This window comes from Variovorax sp. H27-G14, assembly GCF_046156345.1.
Lineage (GTDB): Bacteria > Pseudomonadota > Gammaproteobacteria > Burkholderiales > Burkholderiaceae_C > Variovorax.
The window spans coordinates 1-13,881 of record NZ_JAYLVN010000005.1 but is presented as its reverse complement, the minus strand read 5'-3'; the positions used below and the strand labels follow the sequence as shown (position 1 = coordinate 13,881).

14 protein-coding genes are annotated in these 13,881 nt (G+C 70.7%); all 14 read right to left on the bottom strand.

All coding sequences use genetic code 11. The annotated features are described in order from the left end of the window. Positions 1 to 96: 96 nt before the first annotated feature. Complete coding sequence (gene lplT, locus VLK31_RS15335) at positions 97 to 1,338, bottom strand: lysophospholipid transporter LplT (RefSeq protein WP_409169270.1); 1,242 nt, start codon at positions 1,336 to 1,338, stop codon at positions 97 to 99. Continuing rightward, positions 1,335 to 2,186, bottom strand: a complete 852-nt coding sequence (locus tag VLK31_RS15330; RefSeq protein WP_409169269.1) for a GNAT family N-acetyltransferase — start codon at positions 2,184 to 2,186, stop codon at positions 1,335 to 1,337. Before VLK31_RS15330 ends, lplT begins: the two co-directional genes overlap by 4 nt. A gap of 19 nt (positions 2,187 to 2,205) precedes the next feature. Then, positions 2,206 to 3,303 (bottom strand): hypothetical protein, encoded by a 1,098-nt coding sequence (locus VLK31_RS15325; protein ID WP_409169268.1) that lies wholly within the window; start codon positions 3,301 to 3,303, stop codon positions 2,206 to 2,208. Beyond that, a complete protein-coding gene (locus VLK31_RS15320) occupies positions 3,300 to 4,244 on the bottom strand; it encodes a methyltransferase (RefSeq protein WP_409169267.1) in 945 nt (314 codons plus the stop codon). The genes VLK31_RS15325 and VLK31_RS15320 overlap by 4 nt, the downstream gene beginning before the upstream one ends. Then, the gene (locus VLK31_RS15315) at positions 4,238 to 5,191 is read right to left on the bottom strand and encodes an iron-containing redox enzyme family protein (RefSeq protein WP_409169266.1); all 954 of its coding nucleotides are present in this window, start codon (positions 5,189 to 5,191) and stop codon (positions 4,238 to 4,240) included. The genes VLK31_RS15320 and VLK31_RS15315 overlap by 7 nt, the downstream gene beginning before the upstream one ends. A 75-nt stretch (positions 5,192 to 5,266) precedes the next feature. Beyond that, the gene (locus tag VLK31_RS15310; protein ID WP_409169265.1) at positions 5,267 to 7,282 is read right to left on the bottom strand and encodes a response regulator; all 2,016 of its coding nucleotides are present in this window, start codon (positions 7,280 to 7,282) and stop codon (positions 5,267 to 5,269) included. Positions 7,283 to 7,287: 5 nt separating this feature from the next. Then, positions 7,288 to 8,199, bottom strand: coding sequence for a sensor histidine kinase (locus tag VLK31_RS15305; RefSeq protein WP_409169264.1), 912 nt, complete (start codon positions 8,197 to 8,199; stop codon positions 7,288 to 7,290). Further along, positions 8,196 to 9,284: an ATP-binding protein gene (locus VLK31_RS15300; protein ID WP_409169263.1), complete on the bottom strand. Its 1,089-nt coding sequence runs from the start codon at positions 9,282 to 9,284 to the stop codon at positions 8,196 to 8,198. Before VLK31_RS15300 ends, VLK31_RS15305 begins: the two co-directional genes overlap by 4 nt. Then, on the bottom strand, positions 9,275 to 9,679 hold the full coding sequence (locus VLK31_RS15295) for an anti-sigma regulatory factor (protein WP_409169262.1): 405 nt from the start codon (positions 9,677 to 9,679) through the stop codon (positions 9,275 to 9,277). Before VLK31_RS15295 ends, VLK31_RS15300 begins: the two co-directional genes overlap by 10 nt. Then, positions 9,669 to 10,043: an STAS domain-containing protein gene (locus VLK31_RS15290; RefSeq protein WP_409169261.1), complete on the bottom strand. Its 375-nt coding sequence runs from the start codon at positions 10,041 to 10,043 to the stop codon at positions 9,669 to 9,671. The genes VLK31_RS15295 and VLK31_RS15290 overlap by 11 nt, the downstream gene beginning before the upstream one ends. 10 nt (positions 10,044 to 10,053) lie before the next feature. After that, positions 10,054 to 10,908 carry an STAS domain-containing protein gene (locus VLK31_RS15285; RefSeq protein WP_409169260.1) on the bottom strand — a complete coding sequence of 285 codons (855 nt, stop codon included), beginning with the start codon at positions 10,906 to 10,908 and terminating at the stop codon, positions 10,054 to 10,056. Between the two features lie 247 nt (positions 10,909 to 11,155). Beyond that, positions 11,156 to 12,331 carry a HupE/UreJ family protein gene (locus tag VLK31_RS15280; RefSeq protein ID WP_409169259.1) on the bottom strand — a complete coding sequence of 392 codons (1,176 nt, stop codon included), beginning with the start codon at positions 12,329 to 12,331 and terminating at the stop codon, positions 11,156 to 11,158. Next, positions 12,318 to 13,604 (bottom strand): tetratricopeptide repeat protein, encoded by a 1,287-nt coding sequence (locus VLK31_RS15275; RefSeq protein WP_409169258.1) that lies wholly within the window; start codon positions 13,602 to 13,604, stop codon positions 12,318 to 12,320. Before VLK31_RS15275 ends, VLK31_RS15280 begins: the two co-directional genes overlap by 14 nt. 5 nt (positions 13,605 to 13,609) lie before the next feature. After that, positions 13,610 to 13,881, bottom strand: a 272-nt coding sequence (locus VLK31_RS15270) for a hypothetical protein (protein WP_409169257.1), incomplete at its 5' end; no start/stop codon positions are given.

The following is a 13,881-nucleotide window of genomic DNA, read 5'->3' as shown; positions in this document are numbered from 1 at the left end:
CGGGACTGTATCGCAAGCGCACCCTCTGCGGCCATGTACGGCCTCATGCGGCCTGCCATATGCGGCCACGTACGGCCTGCACGGCCATGCCCCGCGCTACCCCTTTTGCGCGGCCAGCGGTGCGTGCGCCGGGCCGATGCGGCGCGACCACACGAAGATGCCGCCCATCGCCAGCACCAGGAAGGCGCCGAAGCCCGCCAGCGTGGGCAGCAGAGGCGCGTCCAGCCAGATCAGCGTGCCGTACACCCCCAGCATGGCCAGCGAGGCCAGGCTCTCGTTGGCGTTCTGCACCGCAATCGACTGGCCCGGGTGCATGTGCCGCAGCCCGCGGCTTTGCAGCAGCGCATTCATCGGCACCAGCAGCAGGCCGGCCAGCGCGCCCACCACCACCAGCATCGCGGCGGCCACGGTGGGGCGTGTGACCAGCGTCATGCCCATCACCACCGCGCCCAGCGCCACGCCCAGCGGCAGCGCCCGCCGGGCACGCTCCAGCGGAAACCAGCGCGCCGCGCCCATTGCCCCGCCCACCATGCCGACGGCCACCGCAATCTGCAGCAGTGCGCCGTGCGCCAGCGTGAGGCCCAGTTGCTCCGCGCCCCAGCGCAGCACCAGAAACTGCAACGTGGCCGACGCCGCCCAGAACAGGCTGGTGACGGCCAGCGAGATGCGCGCGTCCGCGTCGCTCCACAGCAGCCCCAGCGCGTGCCTGAAATCGCGCAGCAGCGCGCCCGGGTGGGCCAGTGCCGCGCGGTTGCGCGCCGGGCTGTGCGGAATGGCCAGCGTGCAGGCCGCCGCCAGCAGGTACACCGCGCCGATGGCGGGCAGCGCATGCCCCTTGTCGACCAGCGTGCTGCCCAGCGCCACGCCGAACAGAATGGACGCCACCGTGCTCGCCTCGACCCAGCCGTTGGCCCGCACCAGCTCGCTCTGCGGCAGCAGCTCGGGCAGGATGCCGTACTTGGCCGGCGAGTAGGCCGCCGCGCCCAGCCCCACCAGTGCATACGCCAGCAGCGGCTGCACATGCCACGCCAGCAGCGCGCAGCCGCCCAGCTTCACCAGGTTGGAGACCATCAGCACCCGGCCCTTGGGCGCGGCGTCGGCCACGGCGCCGGCAAAGGCGGCCAGCAGCACATACGACAGGTAGAAGCACACGCGCAGCGCGGGTGTCATCCAGCCGGGCGCGTGGCGCTGCATGAGCAGGCCGATGGCCACGATGAGCAGCGCGTTGTCGCCCAGCGAGCTGAAGAACTGCGCCGCCACCACCGCGTGCAGGGCGCGCCGCGACGGCCGGGGTTGCTGCGGTTGCGGGTGGGCCGCAGCGGGCACGGGCGCCGTCACGCGCTTGCGCCCGAGTGCACGCTCGAGCCCATCTCGACATTCACGCCGACATTCACCCCGAAGTTCATGCCGAAGAAGTGCTGCCGGTAGCGCGGCGCCACGTCGTGCATGCGCAGCATCAGCGGCAGGTCGGCGGTGTTGAAGGCCACGTCAAGCGCGGGCGGCCCCAGCAGGCGCGCGCCGCAGCGCAGGTAGCCCTTGATGAGCGGCGGCGCCTGCGGGCAGGTGGCCGCGGCGGCGCCGTTCGCATCGGCGTGCGCCTGCGTGTGAAGCGGCAGCGCGATGCGCGGCGCCACGCGCCAGCGCTGCTCCACCAGATGGGTGCGGCACAGCCGGTGCCACAGCTGCGCGGCGCTGGTGCCTTGGTCGTCCAGGCCGATGCTGGCGCAGCCGATCATGGTGTCCAGCCCGTGCTGCGCCATGTACTGCCCCAGGGCGGTCCACAGCGCCATGATGACGCTGCCCGAGCGCCATTGCGCGTCCACGCACGAGCGCCCCAGCTCCAGCGCGCGGCCGCGCAGTGGGGCGAGCGGGGCCAGGTCGAACTCGGTGTCGGTGTAGAAGCCGCCCGCGCGTAACGCGGCCTCGGGCGTCAGCACGCGGTAGGTGCCGATGAGCGGGCCGGTGCCGTGCACCGGGTCCACGGCGCGCACCAGCAGGTGGTCGCAGAAGGCATCGAAGCGGTCGGCGTCCAGGCCGCTGGGCGTGCCTTCGGGCGGCGTCAGGTGGGCGCCCATTTCTTGCGCGAACACGCGGTAGCGCAGGCGCTGGGCGTCGCGCACGTCTTCTTCGCAATCGGCCCAGCGGGTTTGCAGGGCCGGCGCGGCAGTGGTGGTGTCGGTGTGCATGAAGGCGGGCCGGCGCGCGTTAGTTGGAAGGCGGGTAGCGCGCAACCAGGCGGTTCTGCCGCCGGTTGAGACGCGCCAGCGCCAGCAGCCCGATGGGCCGCACCCCGGCCTTGCGCTGCGCCGCGCCAATGGCAAACAGCAGCCGCTGCTTGGCGAACACCATGCGAAAGCCCTGCAGCACGCCGATGTCGGGGTCCCATGCCTCGATGGCCTCGGAGCCCGCGCCGTTGATTTCCATGATGGTGAAGCCGCGCCCCGCAGCCAGCTCGCGCAGGCTGTCGTAGCGCACGTCGAAGCGCCCGAAGTGAAAGGCCGGCATGTCGCGCGCCACCGCGTCGATCGCGCGCACCAGCTCCGGCGTGATGAGCCGCGCTCCGTTGCGATAGAGCCCGCCCACGCGGGTCGAGCCGATGGTGGCCAGGCGCACCTGCTGGCCGGCCGCGGGCACGCTGTCGGGCGCCACGCTGCACTGGTGCCGCGGCGATCGCGCGATGCGGCGCGCGCGCACGTCGGCCGCCACCAGCTGGGCCACCGTGCGGCGCCCGTCGCCCGTCACGCGCGGAAAGTAGCGCAGCGCCAGGCCGATGACGCGGCCCTGGCCCGTGTGCGGGTCGCGCGCATAGAAGATGCCGGCCTCGCCTTCCTGCGGCAGGTAGCGCTGCAGCACCACGGTTTCGCCGGCCGGAAAGGCGGCCAGGTAGGCCTGCAGCGCGGCCATGTCCGCCAGCAGGCGCACGCCGTAGCCGCACAGGCCCAGGTCGGGCTTGGCGACCACCGGAAACGCCAGGCCGCTCTCAGCCATGCCCTGGCGCAGCAAGGCTTCGGTGGCCATGCCGTCGTTGAACACCGCGCGGTAGTCGGCCGTGACCGAGCGCGCATGCGGCCCCATGCCGCGGAAGTACTCCAGCTTGCCCTCGCCCACCAGCCCGCCGGAGGTCAGGTGCGGGTTGGCCGCCGAGGGCACCGTGGCGCCGCCATGGCGCACCGACAGCCACAGCCACTGCACGACCAGCGGCACGCAGATGAGCCACTTGGGCATGCGCTCCAGCACGCTGCAGGCACGCACCTCGCCGGGGTGGTCGCTGTCATGGGGAAGGTCGAGTTCCGCCGCCTTCACGCGTTCTCCAGGGGCCGGGTGACCACCAGGCCCACGGCGGCGATGCGGTCGATGTGCGCATACACCGGGCGCTCCAGCTCTTCGCCGAACACGTCGGGGTCGATTTCCGCGTACGACCAGTCGAAGCCCGAGGCCTCCAGCAGCGGCCGCAGCTCGGCCAGGAACAGGTCTTCGCCGTCGACCATGGCCACGCCGGTGTACAGCAGCAGCTGCCCGCCCGGTGTCAGCCGCTTGAGCGACTCGGCCGCGATGCGCGCACTCAGCGCCCGCCCCAGCCGCGTGCCACCGTGGCGGTAGGCGCGCTGCGCGGCGTCGTCCAGGTAGGGCGGGTTGGACACGATCAGGTCGAACGCGCCTTCCACCGCCGACAGCGCGTCGCCCTGCGCCAGCTCTATCGGCACGCCGGCCACTTCCGCATTGATGCCCGTGTACTGCAGCGCCAGCGGGTTGATGTCGTTCATGACCACGGTGGCCGGCGTGCCGGTGGCCGCCAGCGCGCGCGCCACCACGATGCCGCCCGCGCCGCTGCCGCAGCCCACGTCCAGCACGCGTGCGCGCGGCTGCGCCTTGCGCTCGGTCAGCGCATGCAGCACAAAGCGCGCAAAGCGACTGGTGTCGGGCCCGAAGAACACGGCGTTTTCTTCCGCCGTGGGGTAGGCCGAATGCAGGAACAGGTCGTTGCCCAGGCTGGCGATGCGCACGTTGCTGCGCAGCAGCGTGCCGGTGCGCCGCACCAGGCCCGCGTGTTCCATGTCCGCCAGCAGCGCCGCGGGCACGGCGCCGGGCTCGAAGGACAGGTTCCAGCCGAAGATGTCGCGCAGCGTGGCGCCCGGCTCCCGCGCTCGACGCGCCAGCACGCGTTGATGGGTCAGCGGCGTGACGGCGGTGAAGCGGTAGCCGGTGGCGGCCACCCGGCGCAGCACGGCGGCGGCGTTCAGCATGCGGTGGCCTCGATGCGGTTCGGCATGTTCGACCCCATCCAACCGTTCGAAGCCTGCGCGCCGCCCTGTTCGCCGCGCAACTCATGGGTGTAGCGCTCGAAGCAGCGTGCACCGCACACCAGCCGCATCAGCGCGCCTTCGGCAATGAACTGCCCGCACACGGGGTCGCTCTGCACCAGCGGGTGAATCACCTCGCGCATCCATGCGCGCGCATGCGACACATCGAGCGCGCCATGCAGGTCGAAGTACGCGCTCGCGTGGCCGCCCAGGCCCAGGCGGCGCATGCCCGCGGCCACCTTCTTCACGCGCCCCGGCGCAGTGAGTTCGACCACGCCCAGTGCCCCGATGGCGTGGTAGCCGTAGCGCCGCGTGGTGGCCAGCCCCACCATGGTGTTGGCCAGCGCAAGCGACTCCCACACGGTGGTGTCGATGGCCGGGTGCAGGTCGAGCTCGCGCACCATCTGCTCGAGCATCTGGCCGTGCATGGCGCCTTGCTTGCCGTGGCCCATTTCGTCCCAGAAGTTGCGCGCGCACTCCAGCTTGGGCTGCGGCGGCAGCTTGACCTGGGCGTAGGCCAGCAGGTCTTCGAAGCCGGCTTCGCCCGCCGCCTCCTGCGTGAGAAACCAGCGCATCTGCGCCAGGCTGGCCTCGCTTTCCAGCCAGTCGAAAAATGGGTGGTGCTGGCCCGGGCCGGTCTGCGCGAGCGACTCGAACCAGTTCACCATATGCGCGGCATTGCCGGCACAAGCCGATGCCACCGGCTGCACCTGGGCACGCAGCGCCTCCAGAAACTCGCCCTCGCGCACGCGGTGGGCATGCTCGCGCACCAGGTCGTCCTGCCACTGCGGGGAAGGGTGCCCCGGGCTCAGCCGCGTGGCATTGAACTTGGCCAGGCGCCGGTGCAACTGCTGTTGCGCATCGGGGTCCGTGATGTCGTGTGCGGACATGGTCGGTCCTTCTCATCCGGTGGAAGAAAAGGGCCAGCGTGCGCCTTTGCGGCGCCGCTGTCCGTCAGACAGCGGCTACAGATTCGGGCCGGCCGCAGGCGCCACGATGCCGCCCGGCCGCCCGCTGATGAGCGCCAGCAGCGCATGCGGCTGCAGCGGCTTGCCCAGGTGCGCGTCGAACCCCGCCTCGGTGGCCTTGGCATGGTCCTGCGGCCGGGTGAAGGCGGTGTGCGCCACCGAGAACAGCCGGGGCTTGCCCAGCGCCTGCTCGCGCTGGCGCACCTCGCGGATCAGGTCGTAGCCGTCGCGCCCCGGCAGGCCGATGTCGCTGATCAGCACGTCGGGCCACTTGTGCTCGAACAGCGCCAGCGCGCTCTCCACGTCGGTGCCCAGGCGCACCGTGGCGCCGGCGTCGGCCAGCACCACCGTCATGATTTCGCTGGCGTCCGCGTTGTCTTCCACCACCAGCACGTCCAGGCCGGCAAGCACGCGGTCGGCATGGGCCGCGGGCCGCGCCGCGGCGGCGTCCAGCGTGTCCAGCAGCACCAGCGGGGAGTCTTCCGAGGGCACCACGCCCAGCACCACGCGCAGCGTGGCGCCCTGGCCTTCGCCGGCGCTGTGCGCCGAGACGCTGCCGCCGTGCAGCTCGGCCAGGTTCTTGACGATCGAAAGGCCCAACCCCAGGCCGCCGTGGAAGCGGTTGTCCGGCGAGTCGCTCTGCGAGAAGCGGTCGAACAGGTGCTGCAGAAAATCGGCGCGAATGCCGCGGCCGAAGTCCTGCACCGACAGGTCGAGCAGCTCGCCCTCGCGCCGCAGTTCGATCACGATGCGCCCGCCTTCGGCGGAAAACTTGATGGCGTTGGACACCAGGTTCCACACGATCTGCTGGAAGCGCGTGGCGTCCAGCCAGGCGGGCGGGTCGGCCTCTTGCCGCTCGAACACGATGTCCAGCCGCTTGGCCGCGGCCGGCGCGGTCAGCGCCTCGACGGCCGAGCTCACCAGCCCGCGCGGCTCGGCCCATTCGCGGTGCAGGCGCAGCTTGCCGGAGCTGATGCGCGACACGTCCAGAATGTCGGCGATGAGCCGCGTCTGCGCCTTCACGCTGCGGTCGATGGCGTTGAGCCCTTTTTCCATCTGCTCGGGCGAGCGGTTGCCCACCTTCAGCACATGCACCCAGCCGCCAATGGCGTTGAGCGGGTTGCGCAGCTCGTGCGAGAGCACGGCCACAAAGTCGTCCTTGGTGCGGCTCAGTCGCTCGGCCGACACGCGGGCGGCCTGCTCGCGCTCCAGCACCTCGCGCCGGCGCCCCTCCAGCTCGAAGCGTTCGGACACATCCAGCGCAATGCCCACGCGCAGGCCGGGCTCGATGGGGCCAGACATGGTCCATTCGAGCCGGATCCACGAGCCGTCCTGGCGCAGCAGCGGGAACTCGCCCTTCCACGACGCGGCCGGCGGCTGCGTGCCCGCGGTGTGAACCTTCACGAACGCCGTCCATTCGGCCGGCGCAAAGGCGCTCACCGGCTGGCCGATGAGCGCGTCGCGCGACTGGCCGAGCATGGCCACCATGGCGGGGTTGACGTCGGCGAAGCGGCCGTCGACGTCGATCAGCGCCATGCCCGTGGGCGCATGGTCGTAGATGGCGCGAAAACGCGCCTCGCTGCTGCGCTGCTTTTCCTCGGCCATGCGCGCGCGAATGAGCGCCTGCAGCGTGGCAATGAGCACTGGCGGCTCCACCGGGTGCACCAGGTAGGCGTCGGCACCGGCGTTCAGGCCGGCCACCTTGTCCTCGTTGCGCACGAAGGTGGCCGACAGGTGCACCACCGGCAGCGTGGAGGTCGCGGGCTTGATGCGCAGCTCGCGGCACACCTCGAAGCCGCTGAAATCGGGCAGGTGCACATCGAGCACCACGGCCGAGATGTGCTGCGAGGCCAGCGCGAGCGCCTCGCCGCCGGTGCCGGCCTCGCGTGTCTCGAAGCCCGCGGCGCGAATGACGCGCGCCGTGGTGTAGCGCGTGGTCGGGTTGTCGTCCACCACCAGCACGGTGTGGCGCGAGCGGTCGATGGACGTGTTGATCAGGGGTTCGGACGACATGGCTGCTACTGCTCTTGCGCCTCTTTTTGCGCCTTTTCTTGCGCCTGCTGCGCTGGGCCTTGGCCCTGGAGCTGCACGGGCAGCGTGACGGAAAACACCGAGCCCTTGCCGAGTTCGCTCTGCACCTCCACGTGCCCGCCCAGCAGCACCGAGAGCTGCCGGCACAGCGACAGGCCCAGGCCGGTGCCGCGCAGGCGCTTCTGCATGGGCGAGTCGACCTGCGAGAAGTCGTCGAACACCGCCGCGTGGTGCTCCGGCGCAATGCCGATGCCGGTGTCCGACACCGAGAACCGCACCGCGTCGTCGCCCACGCGCATGGCGCTCACGCGCACCTCGCCCTGCGGCGTGAACTTGAGCGCGTTGGAGACGAAGTTGCGCAAGATCTGCGACAGCTTGCGGTCGTCCGTGTAGAGCTTGGGCAGCCCTTCGGGCTCCTCGAAGATCAGCGCGGTGGACGGGTTGTGCAGCACCGGGCGGAACATGCCGCGCAGCGCGGAGAACAGGTCGACCATTTCGAACCACGCCGGAGAAATGTCGACCCGGCCCGCCTCTATCTTGGCCAGGTCGAGCAGGTCGTCGACCATCTCGGCCAGCTCGGTGGCGGTGGTGTCGACAAAGCCGACCTGCTTTTCCTGCTCGGGCGTGAGCGGGCCGTCCACCCGGTCGCTGAGGAGGCGCGCAATGCTGCGGATGGCGCTGATCGGCGTGCGGAATTCATGGCTCATGTAGGCCAGAAAGCGGCTTTTGAGCTCGGTGGCTTTTTGCAGCTGCTGGGCCTGGGCGTCGAGCTCGGCGTACAGCGCCACCACCCCGCGGTTGGTTTCTTCGAGTTCCGCGCGCAGTTCGTCGACCTCACGCCGGCTGGTGGTCAGCGCGTCGTCGCGGTCTTCACAGTCGGCCAGGCCGGTGCTGTTCATGGTTGTTCCTTTGGGCGGATCACCACGACGGTGGCGTCGTCACGGTGCCGCGTATGGTCGCGCAAAAGAACCGCGGCCACCAGCGTGGGATCCCTTTGCAGCAGGGGGCGAATGCGCTCGACGCTCCAGCGCGTCTCCAGGCCGTCGCTGTGCAGCACCACCAGCGCATGCGCCGGCAGTGCCAGGGAGGTGATGTCGGGCTTGCGAATCTGCATGCCGGCGGTGCCGTGCTGGGTGATGACCGACTTGTCGAACACGCCCGACAGCACGCGCCCGACGATGTTGCCGGCGCCGGTGTAGCTGACGGTGCCGCAAGCCGTGGCGTCAGACGTGCTGTCGGCGGTGTTGCCTGCCGTGCTGTTGCCTGCGATGTGGTCGGCCATGTCGATCCGCAGCGCGCACACGGCCGCGCCGCGCGTGGTCTGCAGCGCGCGGTGCACTGCCTGCAGCGTCTCGCGCAGGTCGCCGTGCGGGGCCTCGGCAAAGGCGGTGGTGGCGGCCTGCGAGGCCTTGGCCGCCTCTGGCCCGTGGCCCAGGCCGTCGGCCATCAGCACGGTGGTCTGCGTGCCTTGCGTGGCCAGCGCCCAGCCGTCGCCGCACACCGTTTCGTGCGGGGCGGGCAGGCGGATGGCGCCCACGTGCAGGCCCGGCGTGGTGTCGACCGGCGGGCCCGCGCGCAAGCGCGCGACGCTCACCGTGCCGTGCGGCAGCTCGGAATGAATGTCGAAATGGTTGGCCAGCCGGCGCACCGCGCCCAGGCCGGTGCCGGGCGTGCTGCCGGTGGAGTGGCCGTCGCGCATGGCCAGCGCCAAGTCGGGAATGCCAGGGCCGTTGTCGATGCAGATCAGCTCGAACTCGCCGGACTGCGGCATTGCCGCCAGCAGCATCCGGCCGTTCTGGGCATGTCGCTGCAGGTTGGTGCCCAGTTCGGTCACCACCAGCGCCAGGCGGCCCGCGTCCACCTCGCCCCAGCCCATGTCGGCCACCGCCTGCGCCGCATGGCGCCGCGCCTCGCCGACCCGGCTGGGGTCGTCCATCGGAAAGGCCTTGTGGGTCCAGCCGAGGAGCGTGGCGCCTACTTCCATTTGGTGATGCTCACGCGGGTGCCCTGGCCCGGTGCCGACGCAATGTCGAACTCGTTCACCAGGCGCTTGCTGCCCGGCAGGCCCAGGCCCATGCCGCTGCCGCTGGTCCAGCCGTCGGTCAGCGCCAGGGCCATGTCGGGAATGCCGGGGCCGTCGTCTTCAAAGTGCAGCTGCAGCCCGCGGCGCCCGTTGCGCTCCACAAACTCCCAGCGCATGCGCCCGCCGCCGCCGTGAATCAGCGTGTTGCGCGACAGCTCGCTGGCGGCCGTGACCATCTTGGTCTGGTCGACCAGCGAGAGCTTCAGGTCCTGGCAAAGGGCGCGCACCATCTGGCGGCTGGCAACGATGTTCTGCTCGTTCAGCAGCGGCAGCGTGCCGGTAGGTTCAATGGCCAAGGACGTTCTCCAGCCGGGCGCGGCGCAACAGCTCCATGCCGCGCTCCACGTTGAGCGCCGTTCTCACGCCCTCCAGCGACAGCCCCAGCTCCACCAGCGTGATGGCCACCGCCGGCTGCATGCCCACCACCACGGTGGTGGCCGACAGAATGCGGGCAATGCCCGAGATGCTGGTGAGCATGCGGCCCACGAAGGAGTCGACGATTTCGAGCGCCGAGATGTCGATCATCACGCCCGAGGCGCTGGTCGCGGCAATGCGGTTGGCCAGGTCGTCCTGCAGCATGAGGGCGGTCTGGTCCTGCATGTCGACCTGAATGGTCACCAGCAGGGTTTCGCCCATGCGAAGAATTGGAATGCGGTCCATGGCGTGCCGATCAGGCTTCGTTGGCCACGCGGCTCACGCGCCAGCCGCTCTGCTTGAGCGCCAAAGACAGCGCATCGGCCAGCGTGGCCTTGGTCTGCACGCCTTGCAGGTCGATGCCCAGGTGCACGATGGTCTGCGCAATCTGCGGGCGAATGCCGCTGATGATGCAGTCCGCGCCCATCAGCCGGATGGCCGTGACCGTCTTCAGCAGGTGCTGCGCCACCAGCGTGTCGACCGTGGGCACGCCGGTGATGTCGATGATGGCGATCTCCGAGCCGGTCTCCACGATGGTCTGCAGCAGGGCCTCCATGACCATCTGGGTGCGGCCGCTGTCCAGCACGCCGATCATCGGCACCGCCAGCACGCCTTCCCACAGCTTGACCACGGGGGTGGACAGCTCGAGCAGTTCTTCCTGCTGGCGGCGAATGATTTCCTCGCGTGCCAGCTGGTAGGTGCCCACGGTGTGCTGCGCCAGCGTGTCGACCGTGGTCGACAGGGCCCACAGCGAGGCTGCCATGGCGGCGGAATCGGTGCCCAGGCGCCGCTGGATGGCGGCGAACAGCGGCTTCTTCAGCGCCAGCACGAACAGGCTGGTGTCGGCGGCCGACTGCCCTTTGGCCGCGCGCGTCCTGGAGAGCGCGCCAAGGGTCTCGCGCAGGCCGGCCCATGCCGGTGCCTCGAAGCGCGCGGTGTCCCCCCCGGCCTGCAGGCCTTCGCTCAGTTGGCGCAGGATGTCGGCGGCCTCGGTCTGGGCCGCGCGGCGCGCGCCGGAGTCGGTGATATGGGCTTCGTCGAGCCAGCTGCCGATGACGTTGGCGTCTTCTTCGCGCAGGGTGGCGAGCAGCGCCTGGTGGTCTGTGTTCATTGGTGTTCCTCTTGGTTTTCTGGGGGGCGTCCGTGTGAAACGGCGGGGCTGCATGAACAAGCGCGCGACCAGATGCGTCGAGTGACGTTTCACATGACGGATCGTAGCCGCTGCAAACCGCAGTTTAGGAATTCCGGCAATACCGGTTCGCGCCAGTTGGTGTAGGCGAATGCCTACGCAGCCAAGAGGTTGTGCGCCGGCGCCGGCGCGGCGCAGCGTCTTTCTTGCGTGAGGTGCGGCAGCCGGTTCAGGAGAACGGCAGCACCTTCACGTCGAACACCCGCTCGCCCAGCCAGATGGCCGCCACCAGCACCGCCACCGCCGAGCCGCCGCGCAGCACCAGCGGCGGATAGCGCCGCCAGTTGCGCAGCGCCAGCAACGCCACCAGCACCACGGCCACCACCATGAGCTGGCCGGCCTCCACGCCCAGGTTGAACTGAAGCAGCGCCACGACGAAGTCGCGCAGCGGCAGGTCGAGCTCGGCCAGCGCGCCCGCAAAGCCGAAGCCGTGAATCAGCCCGAACAAAAAGCTGAACAGCTTGCGCCGGCCGCGCAGCACCGGGTAGATGTTGTCGATGGCCGCCAGCATGATGGTGATGGCGATGCCCGGCTCGATGATGCGCGGCGAAATCGTCACCACCTTCAGGCCCGCCAGCGCCAGCGTGATCGAGTGCGCGATGGTGAACATGGTGACGATGCCCAGCATCGGCCACACCGCCTCGCGCCAGGTGACCACCGGCTGCCAGCCCTCGGGCTTGCGACGCAGCACGGCGGGCAGCAGCAGGCAGACCAGAAACAGGATGTGGTCGTAGCCGATCAGGATGTGGTGGATGCCGTCGCGAAAGAAGCTGGTGTCCGACCCGGGTGCGGACAAGGCGGCAGCGTCGGTTGCACCGCCAGCCCCTGGCCACGCCACCGTGACCGGCCCGCCCGACGGGTCGAGCGAGCGCACCGTGGGCTGCGCATTGCCGTCCACCTCCACGCGCAGCAGCCCGCGGTGCGTGGGGTCGACCTCGCGGAACAGCCGGTAGTCGATGTTCAGCGCGGCGCCCGCGCTGCATTGCGCCTGCAGCCGCAGCACCAGGTAGGCGCCGTCGATGCGGTCTTCCACCGCGCTCGGCTGGGCCTCGGTGAGGGCGCAGCTTCCCTGCTGCAGGCTCAGGCGTGCCAGCGCATAGGCGCGAATGTCGGGCAGCCGCGTGCGCACCTCGCCCCAGCTGAGCTTGCGGTCGGCGTTGGTGTCGAGGTCGAGCAGCGCGTCGAGATCGCGCAGCGCAATGTCCCAGCGCAGGTCGAGCGTGTCGCCGCTGCGGTGCAGCTGCAGGTAGGCGTCGCTGGCCTTGTGGGCGTGCGCGGGCGCGGCGCCGAAGAGCAGCGCTACCAGCAGCAGCGCGGCCAGCGCCGCACGTTCAAGGCGTTGCATCGACACGCGCATCCTTCAGTCCGATCTGTTGCATCAAGGCCTTCACTTCGCCGCGCGCGGCGGGGTCGTTGGCGGCCGTGGCGGCCCGCGCGAACACCAGCAGGTCGATGGGCTCGCGCTGCAGCTTCACGTTCAGGCGCGCGAGTTCGAGGGCGCGCTTCGGGTCGTTCTGCACGTCGAGCGCAAACATCGCTTCCTCGCGCGCATGCAGCGCGGTGGTGCCGGGGCGCAGCGCGGCGGCTTCGAAGCGCTGGCGCAGTTCGTCGGCGTCGGCCTGGGCGGGTTTGTTTTGCGCCGGTGTTGTCGATGTGGGCGAGGTTGGGGAGGGTGTTGCTGCTGCGGCGGCAATGGCCAGCCGCAGCAGCACCGCGTCGCTGCGGGCCTCGCGGGCCAGCAGCGCGGGAATTTCGGCGTGCCTGCCGGCACGCTGCAGGTAGTCGCTGTAGGCCAGCAGCAGGTAGCCCGAGCGCTGCGCCGCCACCGCCTTGCGGTAGGCCGCGTCGGCCTCGGCCGGGCGGCCCGCGAGCTCTTCGACTTCTGCCACGCTGGTCAGCAGCCACTGGCGCGTGCCGGCCTGGCCAGAGTCGCGCAAGGCGGGGTCGGCCAGCAGCGCCTGCAGCGCGTCCCGGGCGTCGGCATGGTGGCCGCGCAGCCCGGCGTTTTCCGCCAGGCAGGCCACGCCGTAGAAAGTGGGGCCCACGCGCCCGAGCGAGCGGCAGGCGGCGTCGGACTCGTTGTAGCGCCCGCGCACGCGAAGAATGGTGGCCAGCGTGATCCAGGCCTGTGCGTCGTTGGGGCGCCGGGCGAGTGCCGCCTTCAGGGTGGCCTCGGCACCGTCGAAGTCATGCAGAAACTGTGCGACCGTGGCGCGCATGACGAGCACGCCCGGTGGCGTTTGTGCGGTGGGCGTGGCCTCCCAGGCCTGCAGCGCGCCCATGGCGTAACCGGCGTAGCGCGCGTCGCCTTGCTCGCGCGCCATGTCCAGGTAGGTGGTGGCCGCGGCAATGGCCGTGGCCTCGTCGTTGGGGCGTTGCGCCAGCTCGCGGCGCAGCCGGCGCTGCTCGCCGGACCAGCCGGCGACGGCGGGCAGTGTTTCCACCACCTCGCCGTCGGCGGCGGGCACGCGCGGCACCGCATGCGCCACCACTGGCGTCATTGCGGCCAGCGCGAACAACGTGGCCAGCGCCAGCGCCGTTGCGGCCTTCCATGCGGCCCCTGCGGTCCTTGCGGTCCCTACGGGGGCGAACGGGGTGGCGAGTGCGGGCTGGCGCATGTCGGCTACTGCGTGGCGACCGGGTCTTTGGTCTCCGACGTCGGCGGCGGATCGAAGGCCACCACGTTGGCCGGCTCTTCGGTGTCGAGCATGGTCGTCACCAGGGCCTGCACGTAGGCGATGAACTGGTCGTAGGGGTCGGCCTGCTCGCCCGGGGGAACCGGCGGCGGGTTCTGCGGGTTGCCGGCGATGGGGAACGGGTAGAACCCGCCCCCGCCACCCCCTCCGCCGCCACAACCCGTGTGGGCCGCGGCCAGCAGAAGAGCGCCGCCTATGC

Coding starts and splice junctions, on each gene's coding strand:
- VLK31_RS15275 (WP_409169258.1), bottom strand. CDS start 13,604: ATGCGCCAGCCCGCACTCGCCACCCCGTTCGCCCCCGTAGGGACCGCA.
- VLK31_RS15290 (WP_409169261.1), bottom strand. CDS start 10,043: ATGGACCGCATTCCAATTCTTCGCATGGGCGAAACCCTGCTGGTGACC.
- VLK31_RS15320 (WP_409169267.1), bottom strand. CDS start 4,244: ATGCTGAACGCCGCCGCCGTGCTGCGCCGGGTGGCCGCCACCGGCTAC.
- VLK31_RS15280 (WP_409169259.1), bottom strand. CDS start 12,331: ATGCAACGCCTTGAACGTGCGGCGCTGGCCGCGCTGCTGCTGGTAGCG.
- VLK31_RS15330 (WP_409169269.1), bottom strand. CDS start 2,186: ATGCACACCGACACCACCACTGCCGCGCCGGCCCTGCAAACCCGCTGG.
- VLK31_RS15310 (WP_409169265.1), bottom strand. CDS start 7,282: ATGTCGTCCGAACCCCTGATCAACACGTCCATCGACCGCTCGCGCCAC.
- VLK31_RS15305 (WP_409169264.1), bottom strand. CDS start 8,199: ATGAACAGCACCGGCCTGGCCGACTGTGAAGACCGCGACGACGCGCTG.
- VLK31_RS15300 (WP_409169263.1), bottom strand. CDS start 9,284: ATGGAAGTAGGCGCCACGCTCCTCGGCTGGACCCACAAGGCCTTTCCG.
- VLK31_RS15285 (WP_409169260.1), bottom strand. CDS start 10,908: ATGAACACAGACCACCAGGCGCTGCTCGCCACCCTGCGCGAAGAAGAC.
- VLK31_RS15315 (WP_409169266.1), bottom strand. CDS start 5,191: ATGTCCGCACACGACATCACGGACCCCGATGCGCAACAGCAGTTGCAC.